This window comes from Streptomyces sp. NPDC101181 (assembly GCF_044767975.1).
Taxonomy (GTDB): domain Bacteria; phylum Actinomycetota; class Actinomycetes; order Streptomycetales; family Streptomycetaceae; genus Streptomyces.
The window spans coordinates 214,251-229,073 of the sequence record NZ_JBIWOX010000006.1 but is presented as its reverse complement, the minus strand read 5'-3'; the positions used below and the strand labels follow the sequence as shown (position 1 = coordinate 229,073).

15 protein-coding genes are annotated in these 14,823 nt (G+C 71.7%); 3 read left to right on the top strand and 12 right to left on the bottom strand.

The features are described 5' to 3' along the window. Positions 1-47 precede the first annotated feature (47 nt). Entirely contained in the window at positions 48-497 is a 450-nt protein-coding gene (locus ACIRRU_RS12135; RefSeq protein WP_363201685.1) for an ATP-binding protein, read from the top strand. Here the strand turns inward: ACIRRU_RS12135 and ACIRRU_RS12130 are convergent. The 9 genes from ACIRRU_RS12130 to ACIRRU_RS12090 all read right to left on the bottom strand — a co-directional run bounded on the left by ACIRRU_RS12130 (position 448) and on the right by ACIRRU_RS12090 (position 9,914). Next, entirely contained in the window at positions 448-1,887 is a 1,440-nt protein-coding gene (locus ACIRRU_RS12130; protein ID WP_403679009.1) for an amino acid permease, read from the bottom strand. The genes ACIRRU_RS12135 and ACIRRU_RS12130 overlap by 50 nt on opposite strands. Positions 1,888-2,257: 370 nt before the next feature. Continuing rightward, a complete protein-coding gene (gene argF, locus ACIRRU_RS12125) occupies positions 2,258-3,262 on the bottom strand; it encodes an ornithine carbamoyltransferase (protein WP_403679008.1) in 1,005 nt (334 codons plus the stop codon). 290 nt (positions 3,263-3,552) lie between these two features. Further along, positions 3,553-4,785 carry an arginine deiminase gene (locus tag ACIRRU_RS12120; protein WP_403679143.1) on the bottom strand — a complete coding sequence of 411 codons (1,233 nt, stop codon included), beginning with the start codon at positions 4,783-4,785 and terminating at the stop codon, positions 3,553-3,555. Positions 4,786-5,049: 264 nt separating this feature from the next. Beyond that, complete coding sequence (mmuM, locus tag ACIRRU_RS12115) at positions 5,050-6,075, bottom strand: homocysteine S-methyltransferase (protein ID WP_403679006.1); 1,026 nt, start codon at positions 6,073-6,075, stop codon at positions 5,050-5,052. Between the two features lie 149 nt (positions 6,076-6,224). Then, a complete protein-coding gene (locus ACIRRU_RS12110) occupies positions 6,225-7,148 on the bottom strand; it encodes an LLM class F420-dependent oxidoreductase (protein ID WP_403679005.1) in 924 nt (307 codons plus the stop codon). A 70-nt stretch (positions 7,149-7,218) separates the two neighbouring features. Then, positions 7,219-7,752: a DUF6099 family protein gene (locus ACIRRU_RS12105; RefSeq protein ID WP_403679003.1), complete on the bottom strand. Its 534-nt coding sequence runs from the start codon at positions 7,750-7,752 to the stop codon at positions 7,219-7,221. Between the two features lie 124 nt (positions 7,753-7,876). Next, positions 7,877-8,245, bottom strand: a complete 369-nt coding sequence (locus ACIRRU_RS12100; protein ID WP_363201692.1) for a nucleotide pyrophosphohydrolase — start codon at positions 8,243-8,245, stop codon at positions 7,877-7,879. Between the two features lie 337 nt (positions 8,246-8,582). Further along, a complete protein-coding gene (locus ACIRRU_RS12095; RefSeq protein WP_403679001.1) occupies positions 8,583-8,987 on the bottom strand; it encodes a cell division protein SepF in 405 nt (134 codons plus the stop codon). Between the two features lie 129 nt (positions 8,988-9,116). Beyond that, entirely contained in the window at positions 9,117-9,914 is a 798-nt protein-coding gene (locus ACIRRU_RS12090) for a DeoR/GlpR family DNA-binding transcription regulator (protein ID WP_403678999.1), read from the bottom strand. Positions 9,915-10,176: 262 nt separating this feature from the next. On the opposite strand from ACIRRU_RS12090, the gene ACIRRU_RS12085 reads away from it, so the two are divergent. After that, positions 10,177-11,076: an SIS domain-containing protein gene (locus tag ACIRRU_RS12085; RefSeq protein ID WP_403678997.1), complete on the top strand. Its 900-nt coding sequence runs from the start codon at positions 10,177-10,179 to the stop codon at positions 11,074-11,076. 71 nt (positions 11,077-11,147) lie between these two features. Next, a complete protein-coding gene (locus tag ACIRRU_RS12080) occupies positions 11,148-11,810 on the top strand; it encodes a DedA family protein (protein WP_403678995.1) in 663 nt (220 codons plus the stop codon). A gap of 60 nt (positions 11,811-11,870) precedes the next feature. Here ACIRRU_RS12080 and ACIRRU_RS12075 read toward each other — a convergent pair whose 3' ends face one another. The 3 genes from ACIRRU_RS12075 to ACIRRU_RS12065 all read right to left on the bottom strand — a co-directional run bounded on the left by ACIRRU_RS12075 (position 11,871) and on the right by ACIRRU_RS12065 (position 14,778). Further along, complete coding sequence (locus ACIRRU_RS12075; RefSeq protein WP_403678993.1) at positions 11,871-12,521, bottom strand: hypothetical protein; 651 nt, start codon at positions 12,519-12,521, stop codon at positions 11,871-11,873. 146 nt (positions 12,522-12,667) lie between these two features. Continuing rightward, entirely contained in the window at positions 12,668-13,744 is a 1,077-nt protein-coding gene (locus tag ACIRRU_RS12070) for a FecCD family ABC transporter permease (RefSeq protein ID WP_403678991.1), read from the bottom strand. Beyond that, positions 13,741-14,778 carry an iron ABC transporter permease gene (locus tag ACIRRU_RS12065; protein WP_363201699.1) on the bottom strand — a complete coding sequence of 346 codons (1,038 nt, stop codon included), beginning with the start codon at positions 14,776-14,778 and terminating at the stop codon, positions 13,741-13,743. The genes ACIRRU_RS12070 and ACIRRU_RS12065 overlap by 4 nt, the downstream gene beginning before the upstream one ends. Positions 14,779-14,823: the final 45 nt, after the last annotated feature.

Sequence of the window (14,823 nt, the reverse complement as noted above, 5' to 3'; positions counted from 1 at the left end):
ACGAGAACTGCGTGTACCCGAGAAGTCGCTCCGAACGGAAACCTGCCGTGCCGCCCGATGTCCCCGTCCCCGCCTCCTGGCGTATCGCCCTGCCGCACTCCACGGCAGCCGTGCCGATCGCCCGCGCACTCGTCCGTACGGCGCTCTCCGACATCGACGCGCCGGCCGACAGCGACACCTGCGAGCTGCTGACCGCCGAGCTGGTGGCCAACGCGGTCGAGCACACGCGGGGCGGCGAGCCGATCGAGCTGGTCGTCGAGCTGCTGCCCACCGGCTGCCAGGTCGAGGTGCACGACCACGACCCCGCCCCGCCGGGCGACCTGTCCCGGCCCGGACCCGGATACGAGATCGACCCCTGGCAGGAGCACGGCCGCGGCCTGCTGCTGATCCGGACCCTCAGCTCCGCCTGCGGTCACCGCACCACGGAGCACGGCAAGGCGGTGTGGTTCACGCTTCCTTCGATACCGGCCCAGCCGGGCCCGTCCCCGGGGAGCTGACCAGCCGGGAGCGCCTGCGGCCGTAGAGCGCGTACAGCAGTGATCCGGCGGCCAGGAAGACCGCGAACTGGACCCACGTCGTCCACCCGGTCCCGTACATCAGGTACAGGCAGAACGCGACGCCGAGCACCGGGCTCAGCGGGTAGAGCGGAACCCGGAAGGTCCGCTCCAGCCCGGGGTGGGTGCGACGCAGCACCACGACCGCCACATTGACGGCGACCATGGTGGCGAGCGTGCCGATCGTCGTCAGGTTCACGACGACGTCGAGCGAGGCGAACGCGGCCGGGACCGCGAAGACGCAGGCCACGATCCAGGTGTTGGCGACCGGGGTGTGGGTCCGGGGCGAGATCTTCTCGAAGACGCGCGGGATCAGCCCGTCACGGGACATCGACATCAGGATGCGGGTCTGCCCGTACATCACCGCGAGCACCACCGAAGCGATGGCGACGACCGCACCGAAGGCGATGATGCCGCCGCCGATCGCCGAGTCGGTGACCTGGTTGACCACGATCGAGAGCGCCGCGGGCTTGTCGGCGACCGCGTCGGGGCCGAGCGCGCCGATGGCCGAGAGCGCCACCGCGCAGTAGAGCAGGGTGACGACGCCGATGCAGATCAGGATGGCGACCGGGATGTTGCGCCGGGGGTTCTTGACCTCTTCGCCCGCGGTGGTGATGGCGTCGAAGCCGATGTACGAGAAGAACGCCAGCGAGGCGCCCGCGGTGATCCCGCCGAGCCCGTGGCTCGCGAAGGGCATCAGATTGCCGTCCTCGAAGGCGCTGAAGGCCACGGCGCAGAACGCGAGCAGGATGCCGATCTTCAGGACCGCCATGGCGGCGGTCGCGGTCGCGCTCTCCCGGATGCCGCGCACCAGCAGGGTGGCGGCCATGGCGATGACCATGATCGCCGGGAGGTTGACGACGCCGCCGTCGCCGGGCCCGGAGGAGAGGGCGGCGGGCAGCTCCCAGCCGACGAGGCTGTTCAGCAGCTCGTTGACGTACTGGCTCCAGCCCACCGCGACGGCCGAGACGGACACGCCGTACTCCAGCAGGAGGCACCAGCCGACGAGGAAAGCGGTGCGCTCGCCGAGGGCCGCGTAGGCGAAGGAGTACGAGCTCCCGGAGACCGGGATCGCGCTGCCCAGCTCCGCGAACGAGAGCGCGGTGAAGATGCAGGTGATCGCGGCGAGGACGAACGAGATCACGACGGCGGGCCCGGCCTCGGCGACGCTGTCGGACAGCCCGACGAAGATGCCGGTGCCGACGATGGCACCGACCCCGAAGCAGACGAGCTGGAAGAGCCCCATGGTCCGCTGGAGGCCGTGCCCTTCGAGGTCGCCGCCGGACTCGGCGATGAGCTGCTGGGGACTCTTGCGGCGCGGACCGGGGCTCATGCGGACGTTCTCATCTCTGGTGGTGCACGGGGTGGTGCGGGGTGGGGGGGGACGGCTCCCGTACGCACCACAGGACGCTGGGCCCGGTCCGCGCATGGGAAGGGGGTCCGGACGCACGAGCCCGAACCCCACCAGAGGCGACATCGTAACCATCACCGCGTATGTTCACCCAATCGGGTGTATGAGCATGCGGAACCCCTCCCCGGTATCCGGACACGCCAGGTCTCGGGATACGGAACACGGACTACGAGAAGCGCGGCGGGGGGCATGCGTGATGGGGGGGGATGCGTGATGGGGGGGGATGCGAGAGCCCTCGGCGCGGAGGCCCGGAGGCCGGACCACAGCGGTCCGGACGGGCCGTACGCCGCGCCTACACCCCGGCCAGCGTCGCCACCAGAACCGCCTTGATGGTGTGCATCCGGTTCTCCGCCTCGTCGAAGACGACCGAGTGCGCGGACTTGAAGACCTCGTCGCTGACCTCCAGCTCGGTCAGCCCGTACGCGGCGTGGATGTCCCGGGCGACCTGGGTGCCGAGGTCATGGAAGGCGGGCAGGCAGTGCAGGAACTTCACGTCGGGGTTGCCGGTGGCGCGCAGGACGTCCATCGTCACGGCGTACGGCGCGAGTGCGGCGATGCGCTCGGCCCACACCTCCTTGGGCTCCCCCATGGAGACCCAGACGTCGGTCGCGACGAAGTCGGCGCCCCGCACACCCTGGGCCACGTCGTCCGTGACGGTGATCTTCGCGCCGCTGGTCCTGGCCAGCTCGTGGGCCCGCGCCACCACCGACGCGTCCGGCCAGTACGCCTCGGGGGCGACGATCCGCAGGTCCATGCCGAGCAGGGCACCGGTGATCAGGTAGGAGTTGCCCATGTTGAAGCGGGCGTCGCCGAGGTAGGCGAAGGCCATCTCCGCGACCGGCCGGTCGTTGTGCTCGGTCATCGTGAGGACGTCCGCGAGCATCTGCGTGGGGTGCCAGTCGTCGGTGAGCCCGTTGAAGACCGGGACCCCGCCGTGGGCGGCCAGCTCCTCGACCACCTGCTGGCTGTCGCCCCGGTACTCGATGCCGTCGAACATCCGGCCGAGCACCTGGGCGGTGTCCTCCACGGACTCCTTGTGGCCCATCTGGGAGCCGGAGGGGTCGAGGTAGGTGGTGCGGGCCCCCTGGTCGGCGGCGGCCACCTCGAACGCGCAGCGCGTACGGGTCGAGGTCTTCTCGAAGATCAGCGCGATGTTCTTGCCGCCCAGCCGCTGGACCTCGGCCCCGCTCCGCTTGGCCGCCTTGAGCTCGGCGGCCAGCGCGACCAGACCGAGAAACTCCTCGGAGGTGAAGTCCAGCTCCTTGAGGAAGTGGCGGCCGGTGAGGTCTATGGCCATGGTGACTGCTCCTGGTCGGACTGCTGACGGGCCACTGAGGGGCTGCTGACAGGCTGCTGAAATGAAATGACAGTGGAACTCTATACGATCGCCCGCATCCCTATACGGCCCGCTGCCCGGCCCGCACCGGCGCCCGCACAGACCCCGGTGCGAGTCCGGAGGCCCACCCTCCGCCGGTCCCCCACCACCCCTTCCGTCGCCCTCCGCCGGGTCCCTTCCAGGCAGCCCTCCCGTCGCCCCCTGAGCCGGTCCCTTCGAGGTAACCCTCGTGTCGCCCCTCCGCCGGCCTCTCAGACGGGGTCCCGCTCCACCGGGCAGCTCATGCAGCGCGGCCCGCCCCGTCCCCGGCCCAGCTCGCTGCCCCGGATCTCGATGACCTCGATGCCCTGCTTGCGCAGATAGGTGTTGGTGGTGGCGTTGCGCTCGTAGGCGACCACGACACCGGGCTCGACCGCGAGGACGTTGCAGCCGTCGTCCCACTGCTCGCGCTCCGCCGCGTGCACGTCCTGGGTCGCGGTCAGCACCCGGATCGCGTCGAGACCGAGAGCGGCGGCGATGGCCCGGTGCATGTGCTCGGGCGGATGGTCGGTGACCTTCAGCTCGCGGGGGCCGCTGCCGGGCTCGATGGTGTACGAGCGGAGCATCCCGAGACCGGCGTACTGGGTGAACGTGTCGCCGTCGACCATCGTCATCACCGTGTCCAGGTGCATGAACGCCCGAGCCTTCGGCATGTCGAGCGCGACGATCGTGCGTGCGGAACCTGCGTCGAACAGCCCCCGGGCCAGCATCTCCACCGCCTGCGGGGTGGTGCGCTCACTCATCCCGATCAGGACCGCGCCCCGCCCGATGACCAGGACGTCCCCGCCCTCGATGGTGGAGGGGTAGTCGTCCTGCCCCTCCGACCAGTGGTGGAAGACGCCCGCCTCCGGGCCGGTGAACAGCGGGTGGTGCCGGTAGATCGCCTCGAAGTGAACGGTCTCGCGCTGCCTGGCGGGCCAGCGCATCGCGTTGATGGAGACCCCGTCGTAGATCCAGGCGGAGGTGTCCCGGGTGAAGAGGTGATTGGGCAGCGGGCCCAGCAGGAAGTCGTCCGGGTCCATCACATGGAAGCGGACGGAGGTCGGTTCGCCGTGCCGCGCCAAGTACTCCCGCTTGGTCATCCCGCCGATCAGCGCCTCCGCGAGCTGGGCCGAGGACAACTCGTCGAAGGCGGCCCGCAGATGCTCGGTGGCGAGCGGGCCGTACTCCTTCTCGTCGAAGACCCGGTCCAGGACGAGCCGCCGGGCGGCCGGGATGTCGAGCGACTCGCGCAGCAGATCCCCGAAGAGGTGCACCGCGACACCCCGGTCCCGCAGCACGTCGGCGAAGCCGTCGTGCTCCTCACGGGCGCGGCGCACCCACAGCACGTCGTCGAACAGGAGCGCGTCCTTGTTCCTTGGTGTGAGCCGCTTCAGCTCCAGATCGGGGCGGTGCAGTATGACGCGGCGCAGCCGCCCGGCTTCGGAGTCGACATGGAATCCCATGCCTTCATCCTCACCGGGCGGAGCACCGTTCACCCCGCGAATCGCCCACCGGTTGCCGACGAGGCCCGTCCCCGATCCGCGTCGCGGCCGCTCTCCGCCCTCGGGCCGGAACCGGGCGTCCCCGGTGTGGACGACGAACCTCCGGGTGGCCCGGAGCAGCTCCGTCGGATCGTGCCCGACCAGCCGGTCCAACCGGTCCAGCCAGGCCGGCTGCTCGTCGTGCGGGACGGCGGCCGGGGAGCGCCCCTGCCCCACCACGCAGTTTCAGCGCTCCGGAGTCGCCGACGGCCGTTCTGCCGGTCGTCCAGTCGGTTGTCCTGCCGGTCGTCCCGCTGGTCGTCCTTCCCGTCGTCCTGTTGGTTGCTCCGCCGCCTTTCCTGTCAGGTGTTCCGCCAGCTCCGCGATCCCTTCCGGCCCCACGCGGCAGCACCCTCCGACGAGCCGCGCCCCCGCCCGGCTCCAGGCCCGGACGCACCCCGGGTCGAAGGTGCTGCGCCCGGTCCATCCCCTGGCCTCGGCGTCCCAGCCCTCACCACTGTTCGGGTAGACCACGGCGGGCCTGCCCGTGACCGTCACCGCTGTCTCCACGGCGGCCGCCGCCTCCTCCGGCTCACAGCAATTGACCCCGACCGCCAGGACCCGGTCCCGCCCGGCGGCCACCGCGAACGCCTCCTCCAACGGCTGCCCGGCCCGGGTCCGTCCGTCCGCCACGCTGTAGGACAGCCAGAACGGGAGCCCGGTCTCCTCTGCCACCCGGACCAGCGCCTCGGCCTCGGCCACGTCCGGCACCGTCTCCAGCGCCAGCGCGTCGGGCCCCGCCTCGGCCAGCGCCGCCACCCGCGGGCGGTGGAAGCGCTCCAGCTCCCGGACGCTCAGCCCGTACCGCCCCCGGTACTCGCTGCCGTCGGCCAGCATCGCCCCGTACGGGCCGACCGAGGCGGCGACCCACACCTCCCGGCCGGGCCCGGCCGGGCGCGCCGCTCGGGCGGCACGCCGCGCCAGCCCCACACTGCGCGCGAGCAGTTCCGCGGCCCCGGCCCGGTCGATGCCGCGCCGCGCGAACCCCTCGAAGGTGGCCTGATAGCTGGCCGTGATGAGCACCTGCGCCCCCGCCCGGAAGTAGGCGAGGTGGGCGGCCTCGATCTGCTCCGGGGCGTCGGCCAGCAGCCGGGCCGACCACAGCGCGTCGGACAGATCACAGCCCTGCGCCTCCAACTGGTTGGAGAGCCCGCCGTCCAACAGGACAGGCCCGGCCTCCAGCGCTTCGGCAAGCGTTCGGCCCGTACTCACTGCGCTCCTCTCGTCGTGCACCCGGCTGCTGAAGACCGGTCGGCCCGCCCCGCCCCGGCCCGACTCTGCTCAACTCAAATCGGATCGGCTCGGCTCAGGTCAGGTCAGGTCAGGTCAGGTCAGGTCAGGTCAGGTCAGGTCAGGTCAGGTCAGGTCAGCTGGGACTGGATCTGGGAGGAGATCAGTTCCAGATGGTCCAGATCGGCCAGGTCGAGCACCTGGAGGTAGATCCGGGACGAGCCGATCGCCCCGTACCGGCCGATCTTGTCGACGACCTCGGCGGGCGAGCCCGCGAGGCCGTTCGCCTTGAGCTCCTCCACGTCCCGGCCGATGGCCGCCGCCCGCCGGGCGACCTCGGCGTCGTCCTTGCCGGTGCAGACGACCAGCGCGTTGGAGTACACCAGGTCGTCGGGCGAGCGGCCGATGGCCCGCGCGGCGTCCCGGACCCGGCCGAACTGCTGCTCGCTGTCCTCCAGGGAGGCGAACGGAATGTTGAACTCGTCCGCGTACTGAGCGGCGAGGCGCGGGGTACGGGTCGCGCCGTGGCCGCCGATCAGGACGGGCACCTTGGCCTGCGCGGGCTTCGGCAACGCGGGCGAATCGGTGAGCTGGTAGTAGGTGCCGTCGTAGTCGAAGGTCTTGCCGGTCTCCGTCGCCCAGAGGCCGGTGATGATCGCCAGCTGCTCCTCCAGGCGGCCGAACTTCTCCTTCGGGAACGGGATGCCGTAGGCCCGGTGCTCCTCTTCGAACCAGCCGGCCCCCAGGCCCAATTCGACCCGGCCGCCGGACATCTGGTCGACCTGCGCCACCTGGATGGCCAGCACTCCGGGAAGGCGGAACGTGCCCGCGGTCATCAGCGTGCCGAGCCGGATCCGCCGGGTCTCGCGCGCCAGTCCGGCCAGGGTGATCCAGGCGTCGGTCGGTCCGGGCAGCCCGTCGCCCGAGCCCATGCGGAGATAGTGGTCAGAGCGGTAGAAGGCGTCGAAGCCCAGGTCCTCGGTGGCCTTGGCGACCGTGAGCAAGGTGTCGTAGGAAGCCCCCTGCTGGGGCTCGGTGAAGATGCGAAGATCCATGCCCCCATCCTGCCTCTCCGATGGCCTCTCCCCCTCGGCAGCCCGGCCGGACCTCCACGCATCCTCCTCTTCAGGGCCCCGCCGCCGAGGCCGCGGGGCCGCGTATGCCGCCGAACGGCCCGTCACGCTCCTGGCCCCTCCGGTCCCGCTCTCGGTCGTGGTCCCGCTCGCGCTCAGCGAGCCGTCTCAGCATCCCGTGGACGTGGTCCAGCGATTCGTCGGCGGCGTCCATGGCCTCGATGCACTGCCAGTACAAGCCGTCCTCCCCGGTGTCGCAGGCCACCCCCACGAGGGCGATCCCGGCCTCGCCGAGCAGCAGCGCGAGCCCGGCCAGCGTCGCCCGCACGTCGGCGATCCCGGACAGCTGCACGGCTCTGGCCCCGCCCGGAAGCACCTTCGGGTGGTCCAGGCCCGGGCATCCGCTGTCGATGTCGCCCATCGACCGCGCCTCGGCCCGTAATTCCTTCGGCCCGAACAGCGCCAGCCGACTGCCGACCGCGCGGGCGAGGGCCTGCGCCTGCCAGGCCTCGGCCATCACGTCCAGCGCACCCCGGCTGTCCGCCAGAGCCCGCCGCCCCGTCTCGATGAGTCGCTCCGCTTCCATGACCTTCCCCCGTCCGTACGAAAACCCGCTCACCTCATTCATTACCCACAGTGAGGTAGATGGCACCGTAAGGCCAGAGGAAATCGGAAATCTGTGGACACGAAGTCGATTGTGGATAACTCGATCACTCCGAAGAGTGACGATCGCTGGTCTTCAGCGGGCTTGGCGGGCCGGATACGGGGAACCGCTTCTCGTTCCGCTCCATCTTGGCCGCCAGCGCCGCCGTCGCGTCCACGCCCAACACCGCGCAGAACTGGAGGAGATAGGCGAGCACGTCCGCGACCTCGTCGGCGACCCGGTGGGCGGCCTCGGGGTCGTCCATGATCCTGGCAGACTGTTCGGGCGTCAGCCACTGGAAGATCTCCAGGAGTTCGGACGCCTCGACGCTCAGCGCGGCCGCCAGATTCTTCGGGGAGTGGTACTGCTCCCAGTCCCGCGCCGCCGCGAACGCGACCAGTTTCCGCTGGAGTTCCGCCACATCTGTTTCTGTCACGGGCCCAGGTCTATCACCGCACACTGACACCGCCCGCCACCCCCGTGACAGCCCCCTTCGACACCGCCCGCCGCCACTGCCACCAGCCCCGCGCCGGGCGGAACGGGACTCTCCCGGAGGCGCAGTGCCCCAAGGCGGCCCAGGGCGGCCCGGGTTCTGCCGGAGGCCACTCCGGCCGACCCAGCAGGCCCCGCCGTAACCGAAGTGCCGACGGCCGACCCAGCAGGCCCAGACCCAGCAGAACCAGGCCCGGCAGAACCAGCCGACCCAGTAGGCCCAGCAGGCTCAGCGGCAACCAACCTGCCGACGGCCGCCCCGACCGCCCCTCCCCCGCCGCCTACGACTGGGCCAGCCCCGCGGGGGTGACTCCCTCGACCTCCATGCCGACCGGCGCCAGCAGGAAGACGTTGCGGTCCACGCGGTGCATGCCGCTGCCGAGCCCGAAGACCACGCCGCTGCTGAAGTCGAGAATCCGCTTCGCCACGTCCGTCTCCGCCGCGGTCAGATCGAGCAGGACCGGCACCTGGGCCACCAGGTACTCGGCGACCTCGCGCGCGTCCGCGAAGACCTGGACCCGCAGGACGACCATGCGGCGCTGCTCGACGGCGCGCTCGTCCGGGACGGTGCGGTGGTCGATCCTGGACGGCCACTCGTCACGACCGCGCAGGGGGACCACCTCGGCCAGCCCTTCCCACTGTTCGTCCGTGGCGTCGTATCGGTCATACCTGTCGTACCTGCTCACAGGGCCACCCCGTCGTCGAGCCGGTGGCATGCCCGCCGACTGCACTCACTGTTCATCGGGCAATCCTCTCGCCCCTCACTCGTTCGGCGTACCAGCGACACGGCGAAAGGCCGTCTCGTTACCGGCGCGTCAGACCGTGACGACCTGGACCCCCGCCTCACCGAACCGTTCCCTCGCCTCCGCCGCGATGTGGGTGTCGGTGACCAGGACGTCGACCAGCCCCAGATCGCAGACCCGGGCGAAGGCCCGCTTGCCGATCTTCGACGAGTCGGCCGCGACCACCACCCGCTGGGCTCGTTCCGCCAGGAGCCGGTTGACGCTCGCCTCGCCCTCGTGATGGACGTACGCGCCCCGTTCGATGTCGATGGCGTTCACCCCGAGAACCGCGACGTCGAGCGTGATCTCGTTCATCACGCCGACGGCCAGTGGCCCCGTCAGCTCGTACGACTGGGGCCTCGCCACTCCCCCCGTGACGACCATCTTGATCTGCGGCCGGATGGCCAGTTCGCTCGCGATGTTGAGGGCGTTGGTCACGACGGTCAGGGTCGGCTGGCCGCCCGCCGACGTGGTCTCGCCCACGATGTCCGGGCGTACCGCCAGCGCCCTGGCCACTTCGGTCACCGTCGTGCCGCCGGTCAGGCCGACCACCTCGCCGACGGCCACCAGTTCGCCGACCGCGCGGCCGATGGCCTGCTTCTCCGGGGCGTGGCGCCCCGTCTTGTAGCGGAGGGCCAGTTCGTAGGAGACCCCGTGTGCGACCGCGCCGCCCCTGGTGCGGGTGAGCAGGTGCTGTTCGGCGAGCTGGTCCAGGTCGCGGCGGATGGTCGCGGCGGAGACGGCGAGCGTGGCCGCCGCCTCCTCGACGTCGACCCTGCCGTGCTTGCCGACCAGTTCCAGCAGCGCGTCCCACCGGGCGTCCCTGGACAAGTGCGTCTCCTCACCGCCCGGTGTCGGCACCTCGTTTCACGGGAACGCGGTCGCCGGGAGACCGGACAGCCGCAAGCGTCGCACAAGCCTGGACACCGGCCCTTCCCCGGCATTTCCCTTGACTCGTCAGGGCGTTTCACCCGCTCCATCTTGCTTGTTTTTGCTCGATAACTGCATGTAACGTGCAGAATTCTTCATGCAGGCCCCGCCCCTCCCCTTGCTCCCCCGCCCTCCCCATCTCCTTCCCGTACGAGGTGCAGACGTGTCGTATGCCGAGACCGAGACAGCCAGTCAGCCCACCTGCTGGAGGCGTGCCGCGGAGCTGGCACAAGGCCCGGCGGCGGCTGCCCTGCCCTCCCCGGGTGAGCGGATCGCCGTCGTCGGCTGCGGGACCTCCTTCTACATGGCGCAGGCCTACGCCGCGCTCCGCGAGGGCGCTGGCCAGGGCGAGTCGGACGCCTTCGCCGCCTCGGAGTTCCCGCCCGGCCGCCCCTACGACCGGGTGGTGGCGCTGACCCGGTCGGGGACCACGACCGAGGTGCTGGAGCTCCTGCACCAAGTGCGCGGCACCTCTCCCGCGGTCCGCACGGTGGCCGTCACCGCCGATCCGCGGACGCCGGTCCGGGCGGCGGCCGATGAGCTCGTGGTCCTCGACTTCGCGGACGAACGGTCCGTCGTGCAGACCCGGTTCGCCACCTCGGCGCTCACGCTGCTGCGGGCCCACCTCGGGCTGCACTCCGACGCTGTGGTGCGGGACGCGGAGACCGCGCTCGCCGGGCCGTTGCCGGAGGGGCTGCTGGAGAGCGGCCAGTTCTCCTTCCTCGGCCGTGGCTGGACGGTGGGTCTCGCCCATGAGGCGGCGTTGAAGATGAAGGAAGCGTCGCTGTCCTGGACGGAGTCCTACCCGGCGATGGAGTACCGCCACGGCCCCATCAGCATCGCTACCTCGGGGACCGCGACGTGGATGTTCGGCGACCCGCCCGAGGGTCTGCCGGAGCAGGTGCGGGCGACGGGCGCCCGGTGGGTGGAGAGCGGTGGTCTGGACCCGTTGGCCGATCTCGTACGCGTACAGCGGCTGGCGCTGGCCCGAGCGGCGGCGCGGGGGCTCGACCCGGATCTGCCGCGTCACCTGACCCGGTCGGTGGTCCTCGACGGGGCCTGAGGGATCATGGGCGGGCAGGACGACGCGGCCGCCCCTCCGCGTACCCGACCGCCACCCGCCGGAGAGCCCTCATGCACCTCGCACTGAACGTCATCGCCGCCGAGGAGCCGCAGGGAGGTGTGGCGGGCTGGGCGACCGATCTGGTCGACAGGTTCGGCGGACCCGGCGCGGGTCTCGCGATCGCGCTGGAGAACCTGTTCCCGCCGCTGCCCAGCGAGATCATCCTGCCGCTGACCGGGTTCGCCGCGTCGCAGGGCGTGCTGAGTCTGGTCTCGGCCCTGTTCTGGACGACGCTCGGCTCGGTCGTCGGCGCGGTGGCGCTGTACGGGATCGGAGCCGTCTTCGGCCGGGAGCGGATGCACGCGCTCTGGGCGAAGCTGCCGCTGGTCAAGGCGTCCGACCTGGTGCGGACGGAGGAGTGGTTCGCCCGGCACGGCACGAAGGCGATCCTGCTGGGCCGTATGGTGCCGGTCTTCCGCAGCCTGATCTCCGTGCCGGCGGGCGTGGAGCGCATGCCGATGCCGACCTTCGTCGCGCTGACCACGGTGGGCAGCCTGATCTGGAACACCGCGCTGGTCATGGCCGGTTACCTGCTCGGCGACCAGTGGGACACGGTCGGCGCGTACGTCGGCATCGTGTCCAAGGTCGTCCTGGGGCTCGCCGTGGCCGCCTTGATCTTCTACATCGCGATCCGGGTCAGGAGCCGCAGCGAGGGGCGGCACCGCCGCGGGTGAGACGCGGCGGCGCGGCCGCGGGGGCTTCCGGTCCGGCCCTGCCCGTGCCCTCGCCGAAGCTCAGGCCTCCTCGAAGTACGCGTCCAGGACCGCGTCCAGTTCGGCGGGCCAGGTCTTGAGCTCGGCCCGGGACGGCGCCTCGACCTCCGCGTTGAACCAGCGGCGGCTCGACAGATGGACGGTCACGGTGAACCGGCGGCCGAACCGGGCCGGGGTGGTCTCCACCGCGCCGATCTCGTCCCAGTCGAACTCGGCCTCCTGGTCGTCCAGCCGGAAGCGGACGCCCTCGCGGGCCACCCGGATCGAGCCCCGGCGGTCGCTGACCTCGAAGACCGGGCCCTTTCCGGCCTCGGATTCCTCCTCGGCCGCCGCTTCCCGCCCGGCCCCCGCCTCACGCCCAGTCCCCGCTTCCAGTGCGGTCCCTGCCCCTGTCTCCGGCTCTGCTTCTGCTTCCGCTTCCGCTTCCGCTTCCGCTTCCGGGGCAGCTTGCGTCCGGGGTGCGGCGCCTGTCTCCGGTTCCGCCTGCGGTCCCTTGCCGGCGTCGGCCTCCGGCGCCTCGACAGCATCGGCAGCGGCGTCCGCGTCGTCAGGGGCGTCCGCGTCCGCCTTGCGGGAGGGGGCGGGCGCCGCCAGGCCGGGCAGGGGGATGAACGCCGGGTCGGTACCTGCGGCGAACTCGGGCTTCTTGTTCGAATCTATGCTCTGCTCCACGGCGGGCAGTATGGCCGACGAACCTGTACGTGACCAGTCGTCACCGCTCCGGCACCCCGGCGGGCCCCCGTCGCGCGGGCGAACCCCTCCCCCGGAGCGGGACACCGGCGCGCCGCCGCTGTCCCGCGACGGACGGTTTTCAGCCCTCACAGCACGCCCCTGCGCCACTCCCGGACCAGCAGGTAGCCGAGGTAGGCACCGCCGATGGCCATCGTGTAGATCCCGACCGGCAGATCGTCGAAGAGCGGCAGTTGCTGCGAGCACAGGTCGGCCAGCACCAGCAGCAGGCCGCCGGTCAGGGCGGAGAGCAGCAGGTGGGGACCGGAGCCGCGGGTGAGGCGTCGGGCGATCTGCGGGGCGGTCAGGGCGATGAACGCGATGGGCCCCGAGACGCTGACGGCCGCGGCGGAGAGCACGATCGCCAGGACCACGGCCAGCGTCTTCGCCTTCTTCGGCTCGGAACCGAGCCCCTCGGCGATGTCGTCGCCCATCTCGCCGATGTCGAGCCGCCGCGAGATCAGTGCGGCCAGCGGCACCGCCGCCGCCAGGACGAGCCAGATGGTGGTGGCGTCGGTCCAGGAACGGGCGGTCAGGCTGCCGTTGACGTAGGCGGTGAGGACGGAGGCCTTGTCGCGCTCCAGGGCGTAGACGACGTACTGGGTGACGGCGGCGCCCATCGCGGCGACGCCGATCCCGGCGATGACGAGCCGGGCGGGGTTGCGGAAGCCGGTGCCGGTGGAGACGTAGACGAGGGTCATCGCGAGGACCGCGCCGATGAGCGCGCCCACGGCGACCGGGATCGTGTCGGGGAACATCAGCGCGGAGATCGCGGCGCCCGCCCCGGCTCCGGCGGAGAGCCCGATGACGTCGGGGCTGCCGAGCGGGTTGCGGGTGACGGACTGGAACAGCGCTCCGGACAGGCCGAGGGCCGCACCGACCCCGACGGCGACGGTGAGCCGGGGGCCGCGCAGCCGGTTGAAGACGAAGCGGTCCTTGCCCTCGGCGTCCCCGAGCAGGGCGGCGGGCAGGTCGGCGAGGTCGATGCCGAGGCGGCCCCAGGTCAGCGTCATGGCGGCGGCCGCGAGGAGCAGGACGAGGAGCCCGGCGGCCGCGTACACCGAGGCCCGGCGCACGGGTATGGCCACCGTGCTCCCGATGACCAGGTAGCCACGAGGAACGGTGCGGGCCCTGCGGGCGGGGGCGGTGCGTTCGGGGACGGTCATGTCGTGCTCCGCATCCTGCGTACGGCGATGAGCAGCGCGGGAGCGCCGATGAAGGCGGTGACGACGCCGACCATGAGTTCGGTGGGGCGCATGACGACCCGGCCCACCACGTCCGCCAGGAGCAGGAGGGTGGGGCCGAGCAGGGCGGAGAAGAGGATCTGGACGCGGAAGTCGACGCCGACCAGGGCCCGTACGACGTGCGGGACGGCGAGGCCGACGAAGGCGATCGGGCCGACGGCGGCGGTCGCGGCGGCGCTGAGCAGGGTGGCCGCGAGCAGCCCGCCGCCCCGGGTGCGCCCGGGGTGCGAACCGAGGGCGAGGGCGGTGGCGTCGCCGAGGGCGAGGGCGTTGAGGCCGGGGCCGAGGGCCAGGGCGAGCAGGAAGCCCACGGCGGCGAAGGGCAGGACGGACCAGAAGACCTCGAAGTCCCGTCCACCGAGCGCCCCGACGACCCAGTAGCGGTAGCTGTCGAACACCTCGGGTTTGCTGAGGGTCACCGCCTGGATGAACGCCATCAGTACGGCGGTGAGCACCGCACCGGCGAGCACCAGCCGCACCACGCTCGTCCCCGTACCGGCCGAGCCGATGACGTGGACGAGCACACCGGCGATCAGCGCCCCGGGCAGCGCCCACCACATGGTGTCGGTGGCGCCGGAGGCGCCGAGCCAGGCGGTGGCGGCGACGATGCTCGCGGAGGCCCCGGCGTTGATGCCGAGGAGGCCCGGTTCGGCGAGCGGGTTGCGCGAGACGCCCTGCATGAGGGTGCCCGCGACCGCGAGGCAGAGTCCGGCCAGGACGCCGAGGACGGTTCTGGGGTACCGGCTCTCGACGATGACGGTGACGCCCGGGTCGCCGACCCCCCGAAGGACGTCGACGACGTCGCCGAGGGAGGTGGAGCGGCTGCCGAACATGACGCTGGCGCAGAGCGCGACTGCCAGCGCGGCCAGTCCGGTGAGCAGGAGGAACGCCGATCGGGCGGCGCCGGTACGGGAGGTACCGGCGCCGCCCGGCGGCGCGACCGTGGTGGTTGCCATGGGAGTGGAGTGTGCCTCGTGGCCTCGGTGGTCCGGGTATCTGGC